The 15,030-nt window shown below is 49.7% G+C and carries 15 protein-coding genes, 1 pseudogene and 1 riboswitch; of the genes and pseudogenes, 11 read left to right on the forward strand and 5 right to left on the reverse strand.

Going from position 1 to position 15,030, the window contains the following annotated elements; translation table 11 throughout:
- Window positions 1-269: 269 nt before the first annotated feature.
- Both H581_RS0127125 and H581_RS0127130 read left to right on the forward strand, forming a co-directional pair.
- On the forward strand, window positions 270-1,424 hold the full coding sequence (locus H581_RS0127125; protein WP_028612748.1) for a peptidylprolyl isomerase: 1,155 nt from the start codon (window positions 270-272) through the stop codon (window positions 1,422-1,424).
- A 329-nt stretch (window positions 1,425-1,753) separates the two neighbouring features.
- Complete coding sequence (locus tag H581_RS0127130; RefSeq protein WP_028612749.1) at window positions 1,754-2,626, forward strand: aldose epimerase family protein; 873 nt, start codon at window positions 1,754-1,756, stop codon at window positions 2,624-2,626.
- Between the two features lie 57 nt (window positions 2,627-2,683).
- Here the strand turns inward: H581_RS0127130 and deoC are convergent, their stop codons facing one another.
- On the reverse strand, window positions 2,684-3,373 hold the full coding sequence (gene deoC, locus H581_RS0127135) for a deoxyribose-phosphate aldolase (RefSeq protein ID WP_028612750.1): 690 nt from the start codon (window positions 3,371-3,373) through the stop codon (window positions 2,684-2,686).
- Between the two features lie 269 nt (window positions 3,374-3,642).
- On the opposite strand from deoC, the gene H581_RS0127140 reads away from it, so the two are divergent.
- Both H581_RS0127140 and H581_RS0127145 read left to right on the forward strand, forming a co-directional pair.
- On the forward strand, window positions 3,643-4,470 hold the full coding sequence (locus H581_RS0127140; protein WP_028612751.1) for a purine-nucleoside phosphorylase: 828 nt from the start codon (window positions 3,643-3,645) through the stop codon (window positions 4,468-4,470).
- A gap of 155 nt (window positions 4,471-4,625) precedes the next feature.
- Window positions 4,626-6,410: a 5'-nucleotidase C-terminal domain-containing protein gene (locus H581_RS0127145; RefSeq protein WP_028612752.1), complete on the forward strand. Its 1,785-nt coding sequence runs from the start codon at window positions 4,626-4,628 to the stop codon at window positions 6,408-6,410.
- 172 nt (window positions 6,411-6,582) lie between these two features.
- Here H581_RS0127145 and H581_RS0127150 read toward each other — a convergent pair whose 3' ends face one another.
- Both H581_RS0127150 and H581_RS0127155 read right to left on the reverse strand, forming a co-directional pair.
- Window positions 6,583-7,698, reverse strand: coding sequence for a KamA family radical SAM protein (locus H581_RS0127150; RefSeq protein WP_028612753.1), 1,116 nt, complete (start codon window positions 7,696-7,698; stop codon window positions 6,583-6,585).
- Between the two features lie 177 nt (window positions 7,699-7,875).
- Window positions 7,876-8,025: riboswitch (cyclic di-AMP (ydaO/yuaA leader) on the reverse strand.
- Window positions 8,026-8,072: 47 nt separating this feature from the next.
- Window positions 8,073-8,534 carry a cupin domain-containing protein gene (locus H581_RS0127155; protein ID WP_036720129.1) on the reverse strand — a complete coding sequence of 154 codons (462 nt, stop codon included), beginning with the start codon at window positions 8,532-8,534 and terminating at the stop codon, window positions 8,073-8,075.
- A 90-nt stretch (window positions 8,535-8,624) separates the two neighbouring features.
- Between H581_RS0127155 and H581_RS0127160 the strand changes: the two are divergent.
- Window positions 8,625-8,873 (forward strand): annotated as a pseudogene (locus H581_RS0127160) (cation/H(+) antiporter); the annotation flags it as partial.
- 437 nt (window positions 8,874-9,310) lie between these two features.
- Here the strand turns inward: H581_RS0127160 and H581_RS0127165 are convergent.
- A complete protein-coding gene (locus H581_RS0127165; RefSeq protein WP_028612756.1) occupies window positions 9,311-9,646 on the reverse strand; it encodes a hypothetical protein in 336 nt (111 codons plus the stop codon).
- A gap of 611 nt (window positions 9,647-10,257) precedes the next feature.
- On the opposite strand from H581_RS0127165, the gene H581_RS0127170 reads away from it, so the two are divergent.
- The 6 genes from H581_RS0127170 to H581_RS0127200 all read left to right on the forward strand — a co-directional run bounded on the left by H581_RS0127170 (window position 10,258) and on the right by H581_RS0127200 (window position 14,273).
- Window positions 10,258-11,016 (forward strand): cysteine peptidase family C39 domain-containing protein, encoded by a 759-nt coding sequence (locus tag H581_RS0127170; RefSeq protein WP_028612757.1) that lies wholly within the window; start codon window positions 10,258-10,260, stop codon window positions 11,014-11,016.
- Between the two features lie 81 nt (window positions 11,017-11,097).
- The gene (locus tag H581_RS0127175; protein ID WP_028612758.1) at window positions 11,098-12,306 is read left to right on the forward strand and encodes a hypothetical protein; all 1,209 of its coding nucleotides are present in this window, start codon (window positions 11,098-11,100) and stop codon (window positions 12,304-12,306) included.
- A 732-nt stretch (window positions 12,307-13,038) separates the two neighbouring features.
- Window positions 13,039-13,296 (forward strand): acetate and sugar kinases/Hsc70/actin family protein, encoded by a 258-nt coding sequence (locus H581_RS0127185; protein ID WP_028612760.1) that lies wholly within the window; start codon window positions 13,039-13,041, stop codon window positions 13,294-13,296.
- Window positions 13,296-13,841 (forward strand): ParM/StbA family protein, encoded by a 546-nt coding sequence (locus tag H581_RS0127190; RefSeq protein WP_245600184.1) that lies wholly within the window; start codon window positions 13,296-13,298, stop codon window positions 13,839-13,841. Before H581_RS0127185 ends, H581_RS0127190 begins: the two co-directional genes overlap by 1 nt.
- Window positions 13,834-14,064, forward strand: a complete 231-nt coding sequence (locus tag H581_RS35555; protein WP_036720132.1) for a hypothetical protein — start codon at window positions 13,834-13,836, stop codon at window positions 14,062-14,064. Before H581_RS0127190 ends, H581_RS35555 begins: the two co-directional genes overlap by 8 nt.
- Window positions 14,065-14,069: 5 nt before the next feature.
- Window positions 14,070-14,273 carry a hypothetical protein gene (locus H581_RS0127200; RefSeq protein ID WP_028612762.1) on the forward strand — a complete coding sequence of 68 codons (204 nt, stop codon included), beginning with the start codon at window positions 14,070-14,072 and terminating at the stop codon, window positions 14,271-14,273.
- A gap of 76 nt (window positions 14,274-14,349) precedes the next feature.
- Here H581_RS0127200 and H581_RS36735 read toward each other — a convergent pair whose 3' ends face one another.
- The gene (locus H581_RS36735) at window positions 14,350-15,000 is read right to left on the reverse strand and encodes a hypothetical protein (RefSeq protein ID WP_156889698.1); all 651 of its coding nucleotides are present in this window, start codon (window positions 14,998-15,000) and stop codon (window positions 14,350-14,352) included.
- Between the last annotated feature and the right edge of the window lie 30 nt (window positions 15,001-15,030).

Below are 15,030 nucleotides of genomic sequence, written 5' to 3' on the forward strand. Positions count from 1 at the left end.
TGAAGGTGGTGTGAAGGGATTCGCACTATGGTGAGGAATTCGGGTCTGATCTATCGATTCATTTGCCCCTAATCTGTAAAAATAATGTTGATGTATGTTGAATTATATTCTAATCCAATCATATCATCCCTTTTGCATCCTATAAACTACAATTAATATGAATCGACAATTTGTGCAAGACCTATTTTTATTTTATTTTCGTTTAAGGTTTTTTTGTGCTTGTTTTGTTATAGTATTGAAAGACAGACAATCTGAAGGGAGTTTAAGGAATGAATAACAATGACTCGCAGTCCAAAAAAGACGCAGAAAACGAATTGGCTGCGAAAGAGGAGCGTTACGCGAACGATAACGAAGATCGGCAGGACAAGCTCTCGGAGCAGGATGCTGCCATAGAGGAGGAGCTTCAGCAGGAGGCCTCCGAGATGCTGCCGGAAGATGCAAATGAAGAAATTCGCGCAGCTTCGGCCGATACTGTGGAGCAGGCGCCAAGAGGAGGAAGCAGCAAGGTATGGATCGCCATCTCCGCGGTTCTCGCTGTTTTGCTCGTCATCGTCATGATAAAACCGCCTTTCGGAGCAGCCGGCAACGAAACGGTTGCTACCGTTAATGGCGTTAAAATTACGAAGGACAAGCTATACGACGCATTGGTGACGGCCGGCGGGGCGGCTACGCTGGACAACGTTATTACGGAAGAGCTTATCGACCAAGAGGCCCAAGCAAACAACGTAACGGTTACCGATGCCGATGTCGACGCCGAGATCGAAATGATTAAGAAACAATTCGGCGATGACGCGACTTTTAATAGCACGCTTGCCCAATACGGCATGACACTCGAATCGTTGAAGAAGGATACGAAGATCAACCTGACGATCCGTAAAATTTTGGAGCCGAAGACCGAAGTGACGGATGAAGAGATTCAGCAGTTCTACGATGCGAATAAGGAAGGGCTGGGAACGCCTGAGCAGGTTCAAGCTTCTCACATCCTGGTTGCTACGAAGGAAGAGGCTGATGCGATTCTCGCCGAGCTGAAGCAAGGCGGAGACTTCGCCGCCATCGCGAAGGAGAAATCGACTGACCCGGGCTCCAAGGATAACGGCGGCGATCTTGGATTCTTCGGCAGAGGGGATATGGTTGCCGAATTCGAGGAAGCGGCATTTGCGCTGAAAGTAAACGAACTTAGCGGTGTGGTGCAAACCGAGAACGGCTTCCACGTCATTAAGAAAACGGCTGAGAAAGCGGCCGTCGTTCCGACTTTTGAAGAGAAAAAGGAAGAAATTAAAAACCAGTTGGTTGCATCGGAAGCAAATGAGCTTTCCGAAGCGTGGCTGGCTGAAATCCGCGAGAAAGCGAAGATCACGAACACGCTCGCTCCGGAAGAAGCGACGGACGACGCTGCAGACCCTGCAGCAAATGCGGCGGAGTAAACCATAAAATGGACCGTGTTCCAGAAGATCGATTCGATCTTGCGGAGCGCGGTCCTCTTCTTTGTATGGAGGCCGCTCTCCGCTTGGAGGGGAAGCAAAGAGCGGCTTTTGAAGATAATATATCCTATTCTATTTTTTCGATTCGGAGTAGATATATGTTTTACTAGATTGAACCATTTTGAAAGGCGCGTTCCATTGCTTCCAGGATAGCCGGCTGATGCCGGGGACCGCAATATGTCACGGCGGGCGCAAAACGGTGCGGAACCGTGTATATGAGTATGGTATGATGGAAAGAAACGTTTTTCAATAAACCGTTTGGAGGGAAACAAGTGAGTAACTATGAAGTAAGAACCTACCGGGATACGTATGCCATGTACGAATTAACGGAGCAAAGCACGAATTCCAGGGTGCTGGTCTGTCCGGAGCGCGGCGGGATTGTAACCTCGTGCCGGCTTCACGGGCTGGAGCTCTTTTATTTGGACAAGGCGACGTTCGAGCACCCTACCGCGAATATTCGCGGCGGCAATCCGATCCTATTCCCGATCTGCGGACAGCTTGAGGATCAAGCTTTTACGTGGAACGGGAAGCCGTACAAGATGGCTAACCATGGCGTCGCCCGCACGGCGGCGTGGGAGGTTGTCGGCACATCGGCTGACGGAGAAGCTTCCGTTACCATCCGCTTGCAAAGCAATGAGCAGCTGCTGCAGTCCTATCCGTTCGCATTCGAGCTGGTTTTCACCTATGCGCTGCAGGACGGGCAATTACATACGCGCCAGCAATACCGCAACCTGAGTGAAGCCGAAGCCATGCCGTTCTATGCGGGGTTCCACCCTTATTTTGCGATTGACGGGGGCAAGAACATCGCTTACGAGACGGACGCGACCCGTTATCTGGACTATAACGACAATCAAGTGAAGCCGTTCGAGGGCGCCGTCGATTTGGAGGGGCTCGTGGAATCCGTCTGCTTGCTGGACACGAAGAAGAACGAAATTTCATTCCCCGGCGCGGAAGGCGCTCGCGTGCGACTGCGTTACGATGAGATTTTCAAATATATGGTGCTGTGGTCGGTGAAGGACCGCCCGTTCGTATGCGTGGAGCCATGGATGGCCATGACAGGTGAGCTTAATCGCCAAGAAGAGCTCGTCATGCTGAACGCCGGCGAGGAACTTCGCGCGAACTTGACGATAAGCTGCGAGCGTTAAAGGCGGCAGCGGATGGCGGATGATTGTCCGCCTACCCTGCCCCCGTTCCGCTTGCTTCTAGTACCCTTCTCCCTGCCCGCCGGTTACGATCGCGATGCCGGAGCTTGCGCCGATGCGGGTCGCTCCGGCTGCAATCATTTGGAGCGCAGTCTCGCGATCGCGAACGCCGCCTGAAGCCTTAACGCCGAGGTCCGGTCCTACCGTACGGCGCATAAGCGCGATATCTTCTGCGGTTGCGCCGCCCTTGCCGAAGCCCGTAGACGTCTTCACAAAGTCGGCGCCCGCTTTTTTGCAAATATCGCATGCCGTTACCTTCTCTTCATCCGTCAGCAAGCCCGTCTCCAAGATTACCTTCAGCACAGCCTGTCCCTTCACCGCCGCGGCAACGCCTTCCACGTCGCGCTGAACGCCTTCAAGATCGCCAGACTTCAACAGTCCGATGTTCAGCACCATATCGATTTCGGTGGCGCCGTCCTCAATCGCAAACTTCGCTTCGGCCGCTTTCGAAGCCGTCGTCGTCGCTCCCAGCGGGAATCCGACTACCGTTGTAATGCCGACATTCGAGCCCTTCAGCTCTTCCGCCGCCGTCTTGACCCAGCCCGCATTTACGCACACGGTTGCGAATTGGTACTGTCTCGCCTCACGGCAAATTTGCAAAATCTCTTCCTTCGTCGCATCGGCCTTCAAAATCGTATGGTCGATCATCGCCGCGATTTCCGCCTGCGTATTATTGGTACTGTTACTCATCTCTAATTCCTCCGCTTCCTCACTTTACGTTTGTCTAGCGCGGCTGAAGCGCGCTCGACCCAATACGACCTATCCTATCCAATTCCTAGAATGAGATACGCATATCCAGATTCATTATACGAAGCTTTAGGGAAAACAACAATGTTCGCCATCCCAACGTTTTACTTTTGTGCTGCCGTTACGCTATGATGGATATGCTTGTTTGAAGCGGATTTCCACGGTTGCGGCTGAAAGCTCCGCTTTACCAAATTTCAGGAGGTACATCCGGCATGGAGAATATGTTAAGCAAAATAAATGAAGCTGCGGCCTACATACGCGGCCGGCTGCAGACGCAGCCGCAAATCGGCCTCATTCTCGGCTCGGGACTCGGCGTTATGGCGGACGAGGTAACGGAAGCGACCGTCATTCCGTACGAGCAAGTCCCCCACTTCCCCGTTTCCACTGTGGAAGGACATTCCGGCGAGCTTGTCATCGGACAGCTGGAAGGCAAGACCGTGCTCGTTATGAAAGGCCGCTTTCATTATTATGAAGGCTATTCGATGAAAGAAGTCGTGTTCCCCGTCTACGTGATGAAGAAGCTCGGAATCGAGACGCTGCTCGTCACGAATGCGGCAGGCGGCATGAATCGTTCCTTTGCGGCAGGCGATCTCATGCTTATTACGGATCACATTAACAACACGGGAAGCAACCCGCTGATGGGCGCTAATATTTCCGAGCTCGGACCGCGCTTTCCCGATATGTCGCAAGCTTACAACCGCGAGCTGCGCTCCATCGTAGCAGGCCAGGCGGACGAGCTCGGCATCAAGCTGCAGCAAGGCGTCTACGTCAGCATCTCGGGTCCTGCCTACTGCACGCCGGCCGAGCTGTCCATGATGGCCGGATGGGGCGCCGATGCCGTCGGCATGTCGACCGTACCCGAGGTGACCGCGGCTAACTACTCAGGCATGCGCGTCGTCGGCATCACCTGCATTACCGATATGGCGATCGGCGACGAGCTTGAGCCGCTGACGCATGAGCAGGTCGTCCGGGTGGCGGAACAAGCCCGCCCGAAATTCATTTCGTTAGTGAAGGCTTCCGTCCGCTCCATCCCGCTTTAATATTTGCCAGTTGAAACGCTTCTCCGCCTTGTCGCGGGGAGGCGTTTTTTTTCTTAACGATTTTTTAGAATATTCAAAAAGGTTTTTCATGGAAATATGTAGAATACCTATTGTTGGTATTACGCAAAAATACGATGACGGAGGATGAGAGTTTTATGCGTAAAAAGAAGCACTGGATTACCTCAACTTTGCTCGCTTCCGCCCTGCTGCTCGGTTCTTTAAGCAGCGCCGCTGCCGCAGATGATACGGCGGCGCCGGCGGGCAAACATTTTACCCTGCTGCATACGAATGATATGCACGCCCGAGCGGTGGAGTCAACAAGCGGCGAGATGGGATTCGCGAAGGTAGCCGGCATTTTCGACAGCTACAAGAGCCAGAACCCGAACACGCTAGTGCTGGACGGCGGAGACGCGGTTCACGGCACGACCTTCGCAACACTGGTAAACGGCGAAAGTATCGTAGAGGTTATGAACAAAATGGGTTACGATGCGATCGCTCCCGGCAATCATGAATTTAATTATGGCTCTGCCCGCCTTCTCGAGCTGGCGGACAAGCTCTCCATCCCGATGATCAGCGCAAACGTGCAAGGTGAAGGCGGAAGCCGTCTGTTCGATCCTTACATCATTAAAGAGGTTGACGGAGTGAAAATCGGTATATTCGGTTTAACGACGCCCGAGACCGCCTACAAGACCCATCCGAAAAACGTCGAAGGCATCGCCTTCACCGATCCGGCGAAGGAAGCGCAGCTTATCGTGGACGAGCTGCAGGACAAAACCGACGTTATTATCGCGCTCGGACACATCGGCATAGACGAATCCAGCATCGATACGAGCTTGAAAATCGTGAAGGAGGTTGCAGGCATCGACATTTTCGTCGACGGCCACAGCCATACCGTGCTGGAGGATGGCCTGACCGCCGCTAACGATACGCTTATCGTTAGCGCGGGCGAATATACGAAGTATGTCGGCGTCGTCGACTTCTGGGTAGACGGCGGCAAGGTTGTGAAGAAGCAGGCCACGCTTATCGATCAAGAGGAAGCGAAGGATATCGTTCCTAATGCCGAGGTTGCGGCTGTTGTGAATTCGGTTCTCAAAAGCCAGGAGACGATCCTTTCCGAGGAAGTCGGCGAATCGTCCGTCCTGCTTGAAGGAGCGCGCGAGAAGGTACGGGCGGGCGAAACGAATCTCGGCAACCTGCTGACCGACGCGCTTCGCGATATAACAGGCGCGGATGTCGCGCTCACGAACGGCGGCGGCATACGGGCTTCGATCGATGAAGGCGTCATTACGAAAGGCGAGGTCATTACGGTGCTGCCGTTCGGCAACCAGATCGTGACGCTGGAGGTAACCGGAGCGGATATTAAAGCCGCGCTGGAGAACGGAGTGACCGACTTCCCGAATCCGAAGGGCGCATTCCCTCAAGTCTCCGGCATTACGTTCATGATCGATTCGGCCGCCGCTGCGGGAGACCGGGTGCACTCTATTATGATAAACGGCAAGGAGCTTGAAGCGGAGACTAAATATATGCTGGCGACAAACGATTTCGTAGCGGCAGGCGGCGACGAGTACACCATGTTCGCCCAATATCCGCAGGCCGGCATGTACGGCTCGCTCGACGAAGCGCTCATCGCGTATATTCAGAAGCTCGGCAAAGCCGAGGCAACGGTCGAAGGCCGGATCACGGAAGGCGCCAAACCGGCTCCTCCACAGCCGGATCCTAAACCGGAGCCGAAGCCCGAGCCGAAACCGGAACCTAAACCGGAACCTAAACCAGAACCAATGCCGGAGCCTGCTCCAGCTGTCCATATCGTGAAGAAAGGCGATACGCTGTGGGCCATTGCCAAAAAACACGGCACGACCTGGCAAAAGCTTCGCGATATCAATAATCTGAAAAATCCGAATCTCATCTTCATCGGACAAAAGATTAAACTCTCCGCCTAATCGGCTCTAGCAAGCAGAAACGCTTGTCGGCGTCCTTCCGGCGATGCAACCGTTTCGCGGTGAAATTTAGCCTGGTTATGAGTATACTTTCTTATCTTTCAAAAGAAGAGCAGTCTCAAAGGGTCGTCGCACCCTTCGGGACTGCTCATTTCTCCTCTCCCCGCGGCCGGCCTTACACTTGCACCGCATTCTCATTCATCCAGTACCTTTCGCTGCCCGGCAGATCGTCGAACCAGGAGGCGTCCTTCGGACAATCCAATACCATGAACCGGCCGTAATGCCCTTCCTTCGATTGGTGATATTTCAAATAAGCCTTCCCGTTCTCGATCGCCAATATTTCAATTTTGCCGGAGGAATGGCTCATCGATAAGCGCACCCGCTTCCCGAGACCCGACGTCTTGGCCTTCGCCTGCTCCACGATGCGGTACGCCCGCTCCAGCGGCACCACAAAATCGCGGTTGCCCGCAACCGGCCGGTTAATGAAGAAATAATAAGGCGTCACGCCCGCCCATGACAGCCGGTCAAGCAGCTGAGCAAGCACATCCGGATCGTCATTAATGCCGCGAATGATCGGCGTCTGATTCACGATGATCGCTCCAGCCTGATGCAGGACGTCGAAGCCGCGCTTCGCCTCCGCCGTAATCTCTCTCGGATGATTGATATGAGCCATCACATAAATGCGCTTCTCCGGCGTAGAATACTGGCGGATCAGCTCCAGCAGCTGCTCATCCTCGTAAATGCGCATCGGATTAAAGACGGGAATTTTCGACCCGAGACGAATGATTTTGACATGCTCGATTTCCCGCAGCTGCCCGATAATCGATCTCAGCTTCGGCGTGCCCAGGATCAGGCTGTCTCCGCCGGTCAACAGCACGTTATTGATCTCCGGATGCTCCGCGATGTAGGCGAGGCCCGGTTCCACATTAGACACCGCTTCCTTCACGTCGTTGCGGAACAACCGCTTGCGGAAGCAGTAACGGCAATACGCGCCGCATACCTCCGAGACGATAAGCAGCGCCGTCGTCCCGTATTTGTGCTGGCAGCCCGGCACCACATAGTTTGTCTCCTCGTCGGACGCGTCCCAGCGGCCGTACTCCATCAGCTCGCCCTCATTCGGAATGACAAGCCTGCGAATCGGATCCTCCGGGTCATCCCAGTCGATAAGGGATAAGTAATAATCGTTCACGCGAAAAGCGAATTTTTCCGTTATCGGTCGCAGACGCTCCCTTTCGATCTCCGGTATAGCGGTAATTTTATCGATACTCATCATGTACTTTGGCTGCGGCATCCAAACTCCTCCTCTATAGAATTTCGTGTGCACGCTTCGCCAGTGGGGGGCCAAAAACGCAAAAAAGACCCTACCGGACACAACTGTCCGCCGGAGAACCGCAAGCAAAGCGCAGTCCGAGACTGTGCCTCATGCGATTCCCGCATAGGGTCAATGATAAGTGAAATTTATAAAGTCTGATGACCCATCCACTGCCGACGAGGTTAGCTGACGGACTCGGGTAAGATGGTACCCTAAGATCGGCATCGCTGCGCAATCCATTCGCCCCACAAAAATGGTTCCCCCGCTTTCCGATACCAACAATCGGAAATTAAGCGTAACTTAAGTTTACATAAATACAAGCCCGGCCGTCAACCGCGGCGCGGGAATGCCGACTATCTTTGGATAAGCTTGAAATCATCGTAATGGAAGCCCGGCGCAACGACGCACGATACGAGCACCGGCTCATCGCCAAGCGGTCGCGCCATTTGCCACTCGTTCGCAGGGACCAGAGCCTGCGGCTGCTGGCCGGCCTCAACGTCCGGTCCGACAATGATTTCTTTCCTTGTCTTCGGCGCCGCCTCCGTTCCGCCAAGCGTGAGCAGCAGGGGACTGCCGGAATGCCACAGCCACAGCTCGTCCGAATAAACGGTGTGCCAATCCGAGAACTCCTCCGGATGAAGCAGAAAATAAATAGATGATGCCGCGAATCTCGGCCCTGAATAAGGCGCCCCGAGCACCTCCTTCGGAATTTCAAAGCTTGCCTTCCATATCTCTTTGTACCAGCCTCCTTCAATATGCGGCTTCAACTCAAGCGCCTGCACGAGCGGAGACAGCTGTTTCTGTAGAACTCCCATCCTGTTCATCCTTCTTTCTCTATTTTTTAAAAAATGGATTACTTATTTTATAACGCCCTGCGCGTTACGTCAATTCAGTAAACGGGTGGGAATATCGGACTGACGATCGTCTCGAGAGGCGAGTTTTCCATCATTGTCACCAACTTGAGGGCGACCGCCTCTCTCGAGATTATTTTGCAGCCGTTTGCCGCCTTATATGTGCTCATTCTCGCGATACTCGGGCTGCTGCTGACGAAAGAGTCGAAGCTCATCTTCAAAGGGCTGAGCAATGTGTTTCGATGGGAGAAACCGAAGCTTCCGAAAGAAGCCAGGTCGGTTAACGAATCTTCGGGCGGATGAGATGGGGAATGCTGCTGAGCCAAACGGCTGTGTATGCGCCGATGACACTGGCGAATTCGGGTGCGGGCTCTGCGCCGGTAGCACAGGCAAGGGACGCTGGTGGACATGGCGTTAGTGACTGCTAATTAGACCGGAGCGACGGATTTGTGCAATAATGCCGGCAGTTGCTGTGAAAAATGGTTTCATAGAAATTATCAAGACCTAAACTTAAGAAAATCAATTAAAATAAAGGGTTCTACATATTATGCATGACAAATATGTGGAACCCTTATGTTTAACTATCGTGCCCGTAACAAAGCTGCCGATCTATGCCGGCAGCTTCGTCCTGGTAATTCTTTATGCTATAGTACCCGATAGTTGAATGATTTAATTATAATATTCCAACTTTTTGTCCTATAGCCTGACAGCAGGGTAGCTTCTCTTTAAATAAGGGCCGACTATTGACCCAAGACATAGAGCGTATTTTTCTTCTGAGCCTTGCCAAGTTCCTTTGCCAGCTTGATTCGTTGCGCTTCCCCGCCGCTTAAAGTTGGAGCTGGTTGTCCAAGCGAGATATATCCTAACCCCACCTTGATTAGGGTTTCCAGCATGTTCGAAATGGTCCTATACTCTCCGAATACTTCTAGCGCATCCTCCACACTCAACGTTAACACATCGTAGATGCTCTTCCCTTTGTAAGTAACTTGCAATATTTCATCTTTATATCTAGTTCCTTTGCAAGCTAAACATGGCCGATTGATTAAACCGAGCGGCCCCATATCCACCGTTTCCACCCCGTCCCCCTTGCAGGCCGGGCAGCATCCGAACTCCGTATTAAAAGAGAAGTGACTGGCAGTAAAGTTTTTATCAACCGATGCTTGTTGCTCGGCGAATATATGTTTCTTCTATCATTTAAGGATGGCGGCGCAGTTCCCGGAGATCCTCTGCTGAAACCCGCTGCCTGTACTTCTTCAAGACTTTGTGGGGAATGTCCAGGAACAAATCGTTCGGAAGCTCAAAATTGCGAATCATTCGGGGCTTTTCGACATATCTTCGGTTCAATAGCCCATTTCCTGTAAGTTTTAGAAATGATAATGTGGGTTAGAACGGGAAATATGGTAGTATTTCCATGTTCATCATCAAAACTGAGGTAGTGGTGAACAGAGTAAATTGCTCTGTTACGTAATTGTCAAAAAATTAGGCTAGAGATGAAATGCCTAGTGATCGCTGGGTTCGTAACTGATCCCCAGTGCTATTTCGAAAAGCTGGTGAGAATTCCTTCCACCAGTAGCTTCCGATTTCTTTTACTGTTATCGGAGAGAACAATCAATCCCCAGAAAGACAGTATACGGGCTTGTCTATAAAATTAGCCTGTACATATTTGAATTATGAAAGGATGTTTATTATGAAAAAGACAAAAAGGTTTTTAGGTTTTCTCTTGGCTTTGGGTATGCTTTCTTCTTTTGGTACTGTTGCCAGTGCAGAGGCAAATAATGCTGAAACAGAAGGAACTGCCCCCGCTGGCGAGATCGTTTTAACCCCTGCAGAAAACGATAACTATTTTAGAAGTCTAACCAAAAATGAACGGGCGAAAATAAACGAAAAAATTCGGATTGCTGAGGAAGTTGCAGAGGAACGTGCGGCTAAAGCCTCCATAACAAGAGCAACACCAACTAAGATTTCAATACCGGGTACGTTCACTATGTATCAGCAAACTGAAAGTCAATACTGCGTTCCAGCAACTGCAAAGAGTATGGTGCAATATCTTACTGGGTCATCTGATAGCCAAGCTACGATAGCAAGTGCTTTGGGAACCGGTGCCAACGGCACAGATCCTACAACGCTTGCGCCATACTTAAATAGCAAGCAAAGTACAGTTAATTATGTTTATTCTGCAAATCCAAGTCAAACAGCTATGGGCACTTATTTATATCACGATGTTGTAACCATGCAATCGCCGGGGTCGATGGGGATTTCAAATCCGACTGGAGCAAATTGGCATTATTCAACAAATGGTCACAGCCTGGTGGTTAACGCAATATATGACGACAAGTCTAAAATCCAATTCGCCGATCCACTTGGCGGAACGCAATCTGGATGGGCATATTATTATGAAAAAACAGCAACTGTTGCTAATAGTGTTTGTACACGGGTAGTTTGGTAAGATTTATTAATAAAGAGGTGTTTGTTAAGCAAACACCTCTTTATTTCAAGTTGATGGCTTTTGCGAAAAGGAAGGGTTAGTTTGAAAAAAATAATAGGTTTGCTTGGCTTGGCTTTTATAATGATTCTATGTAGTTGTGATGACAATTCCGAAAACGATTTTGAACAAACAATTACCGCAAGCACTTCGATTCCAAATGAAACAATTTCGATTTATGACATTAACAATGCAAAAATCGGAGAAATTGAACGTTATGGAATCTTAGTGCTAACCGATGACAGCATTATTTACAATAAGATTCCGACTGGGTCTGTTGACTCGATAACCGAAATGGATTATTATCGTTACATTTTTGAAACAAACGAAAATATAAAATTGGGTACAGTTAAAAATTGGTCATACGAAGCTAAGTATGACACAACAGTCATTGGTAACTCTTTATACATGATGGTCACAACTGGTGAAATATCGGATATTGAAAACAGAACGCTTCATCTTTATAAAGTGGACTTAATCAGTAACACTATGTCAGTTATTTTTTCTGAAGAAGGGGGATTTCCCTACAACACCATGACAGCTGTGGGAAATAAACTGTTAATGGTTAGAATAATCCCTACCGGCGGTTCTGAGTTAGAAGAATATAACACAGAAACGAACGAGAGAAAGATTCTAAAGAAATTTGATTTTGATGACAAAGCAAATACAGGAGAAGCTATCCGACAGATAACATCAGACGAAAATACAATTTCATTATTACGGTTGAAAATAGAATCAGATGGGAAATTATGGTTGTACCTGGATGTATACGACCATGATATGAGTTTCCTGCGTTCTGTTGATGTGTCAACGATTTCATCTAATTCTACCGACTCGCCCGAGAGCGAATTACGTCAAGGAGTATCAAATTTTGTCATTGCAAACGATTATATCTACTATGCGAATTTTAGCATTACAAGATTTTTAGGAAAAATTGAAAATGACTCCCTACGCTCTATTATGGATGTTAATCCAGAATTCGAAATGTCCTCAGAATCTGTAAAAAGCAAATCTTCGGGTTTATTTTATCAATCGTTCGGCAAAGACAATGATTTATATCTACTAAATTACACAGACGGCACGCTAAGAAAAACGACGTTTAATGGTGATGACGAAAGGTATTATTTCATCAACATTTCGAGAAATACAAATGACAATCTCTTAATTACAATGAAATATAAAGACCCCAAAACAGGAGAGGAACTTGTGCCAAAATTATACTATGTTAATTTGTCAGATTTGGAATTTTCATAGGTTCACTCCCTTATAATCATGTTCACCGTATTACCCTATTACAAATGAAGATGGAGTACGAGATGATAATGTATTTTTGTTGGAACATGAGAATGATAGTCGCGTATGGAAAGCCAGAAGTTTAGAGGATACCATACTGTGATATTATAACGATGAAATATACGCAGAACTGCGGGTAGGCCACAAAAACCTACCCGCCCCGTTGAGTTATCGGGGAACGATAGTTCAATGAAGATACGAAGGCAGACGGTCAGAACGATCGGCCTTTTACCAACTAACCGGGCAATACCGGGACAGTATGACTTTTGGTTTCACCAAAACTCATATTCATCAACGTCGTATCCATTTCGCAGTAAAGCTCCAATAATAGTCCTCTTAATCAGTCCGGTTGGTTTATAGTGTATGTTTCCGCAGACACTAGTAATTGTTGGCCGGCTAACACCGCTCCATTTATGCAACTGTTGTTGCGATATCCCCTTACGGTCCAACCAAGCTCCTAATTTCGTTCTATCCCGTCCTAGATTCTCACTCCATGCCATGATAATCCCTCCCGTTATAACTCGTTTGGGATTATTTTGGACAAGGACAGCTAAAATTATACCTGCTCTATGAATATTTTTAGCACTTTGTGCAAGCTATGCCCATAGGATAGTTCCATAACCAGATATGGAACGACAGACTTCGGCGCCAGTCTAGTTCTATAACCGGTTATAGAAGGGGTGATTCGACAACATGGCAATATTGGCAATTGATGCGGGCGGAGACACAACGAAGATTTATGACGGCAGCAAGCTTCACCGCTTCCCTTCAACAATCGGTTATGACTGGAGGGAGCGGAATCTTAACCAGCAGCAGGGCGAGCACGATTTTGAATGGGTATATCGCGGGCAGCGCGGTTTTGCCGGAACACTGGCGCTACATGAGAGCGAGTGCGCGGAGAGTAGGAAAGGAGATACAAAGCCCACCCGGACGCGCTGCTCCGGATCCTGATCGCATTACACCAGTATGCTGAGGGAGTAGAGTACAAGATCGTCGTCGGGCAGCCAATCAAGACACACACATCCGAGGAAAAGCGACTCATCAAGGAAATGGTCATCGGTCGGCACGAGCTGACGGTTAATGGCCGGCAGCGGCAGCTTCTAATCACACGTTGCGAGGTTGCGGCGGAAGGGGTGACAGCGGCTTTGCTGATTCCCGGCGGCGGGACGGTCCGGGTGATCGACATCGGCAGTGGCACGGTGAACTACGGTACGCTGATGGACCGCCGCTTTAATGATCGTGGTAGTTTCACTCTCGTATCGGGCATGGAAACTATTCGCTCCGTTAATCCAGTTGCTTTCGGTCGCCAGATCGCTCTCAGGGCGCTTGCGGCAGGTTGGGGCAAGGATGATGCTGTCTATCTATGCGGAGGCGGAGCGGAGCCGTTACTGGCGGCCATACATGCTTATTTCCCGAATGCCCAGCTGATCCCGGGTGATCCGGTTACCGCAAACGTCCGAGCATTTTATTTGATCGCGAGGAAGCTCTATGGCTAAGGACATAGCAATCATTCAAGTGTGTTTCAATCTGCTCGATCCGTATCAGCGGGCTCTCTATGATCGGGCCGCAGGCTTTCCGAATCGTTCGGGTTACGTTAAGCGGTTGATTCAATGGGATGCAGAGCGCGCGGGCAGAGGGAAGTTGTTGCTACGCCGTACAGGTCAAATACGGCGGTCACAGACGATTTTCAGGCAGAGGGTTTTATTTAAGGGAGGGTGATGACTATGGGAATCTTGGCACCAGCTTTACAGATCGCCGGTATTGCAATCAGCAGCGAGTTTATCAGCAGGTTGATGGAAGAGAACGGGCACGGCGGCAAGGTAGTGTTCGTTAAAATCATTTCCTACATCGGCTGTGCTTACATTGCCTTTAATTGCTGGTGGGACGGGGTTCGGTACGTGGCGCATACGTTCGGGGTGAGCTTGTGATTCGCGCATCCGCTCGTTCTGATCTTGCTGGATGGTCGCTTGTCGGTTTGGCTTCTGTAATTGGGGTTTATGTTTGCTATTTGTTTGTTTCGGTTTCAGGATCTATTGCCCATTCCATCGTCAAAATATTCATCTGATTCCATGTATAAAAAATTTCTTTTTGAACATAATCGGTTTTCGGTCCTGGTTTCGCGGGCTTCGCCGCGTTCATCCGAATTTTGTCCCAGATTCCTACGTACGTAATCGGCATAGACATTTTGAAGCGACCGATCGGCTCTTGCGTTACAACAACACATTTTTCGATGGACTGCCAGCCCTCCAAAGTGCCGAGTTCATGCGGTGCAGATGATGGTTTGTAAAGGAGTTCATCCTCTTCTTCCAATTCCTCATCTTGTTCCGTATTCAAATAATGTTTGAGCAGGGGTACAAGCGTGTCAGAAATGAGTGTACTTTTTCCGCTGCCGGAGACACCGGCGATCCCTACCATGACACCAAGCGGTATCGTGGCAGTGACATCTTTTAAATTGTGCAGGTTCGCATTACGGATCGTCAATGTTGGCGTTTGTTCCGAGACGGTACGTCGTTGCTCCGGCTTTTTGTATGGCAGCAGTTTCTTACCCGATAAATACGGGCTTATGCCCGATGATTCAGAACGAAGATAGTCCTCAAGATTTCCTTGAAATATCAAATGTCCCCCCTGTTTTCCTGCAGCTGGACCTAATTCCACAATATAATCTGCTCCTAACATGACATTCGT

The organism is Paenibacillus harenae DSM 16969 (genome assembly GCF_000422465.1).
Classification (GTDB): Bacteria; Bacillota; Bacilli; order Paenibacillales; family Paenibacillaceae; genus Pristimantibacillus; species Pristimantibacillus harenae.

What these genes read in the sequence shown, in the direction of transcription:
- H581_RS0127125 (WP_028612748.1), top strand. Translation starts at nt 270, where the DNA reads ATGAATAACAATGACTCGCAGTCCAAAAAAGACGCAGAAAACGAATTG.
- deoC (WP_028612750.1), bottom strand. Translation starts at nt 3,373, where the DNA reads ATGAGTAACAGTACCAATAATACGCAGGCGGAAATCGCGGCGATGATC.
- H581_RS0127140 (WP_028612751.1), top strand. Translation starts at nt 3,643, where the DNA reads ATGGAGAATATGTTAAGCAAAATAAATGAAGCTGCGGCCTACATACGC.
- H581_RS0127145 (WP_028612752.1), top strand. Translation starts at nt 4,626, where the DNA reads ATGCGTAAAAAGAAGCACTGGATTACCTCAACTTTGCTCGCTTCCGCC.
- H581_RS0127150 (WP_028612753.1), bottom strand. Translation starts at nt 7,698, where the DNA reads ATGCCGCAGCCAAAGTACATGATGAGTATCGATAAAATTACCGCTATA.
- H581_RS0127155 (WP_036720129.1), bottom strand. Translation starts at nt 8,534, where the DNA reads ATGGGAGTTCTACAGAAACAGCTGTCTCCGCTCGTGCAGGCGCTTGAG.
- H581_RS0127170 (WP_028612757.1), top strand. Translation starts at nt 10,258, where the DNA reads ATGAAAAAGACAAAAAGGTTTTTAGGTTTTCTCTTGGCTTTGGGTATG.
- H581_RS0127185 (WP_028612760.1), top strand. Translation starts at nt 13,039, where the DNA reads ATGGCAATATTGGCAATTGATGCGGGCGGAGACACAACGAAGATTTAT.
- H581_RS35555 (WP_036720132.1), top strand. Translation starts at nt 13,834, where the DNA reads ATGGCTAAGGACATAGCAATCATTCAAGTGTGTTTCAATCTGCTCGAT.
- H581_RS0127200 (WP_028612762.1), top strand. Translation starts at nt 14,070, where the DNA reads ATGGGAATCTTGGCACCAGCTTTACAGATCGCCGGTATTGCAATCAGC.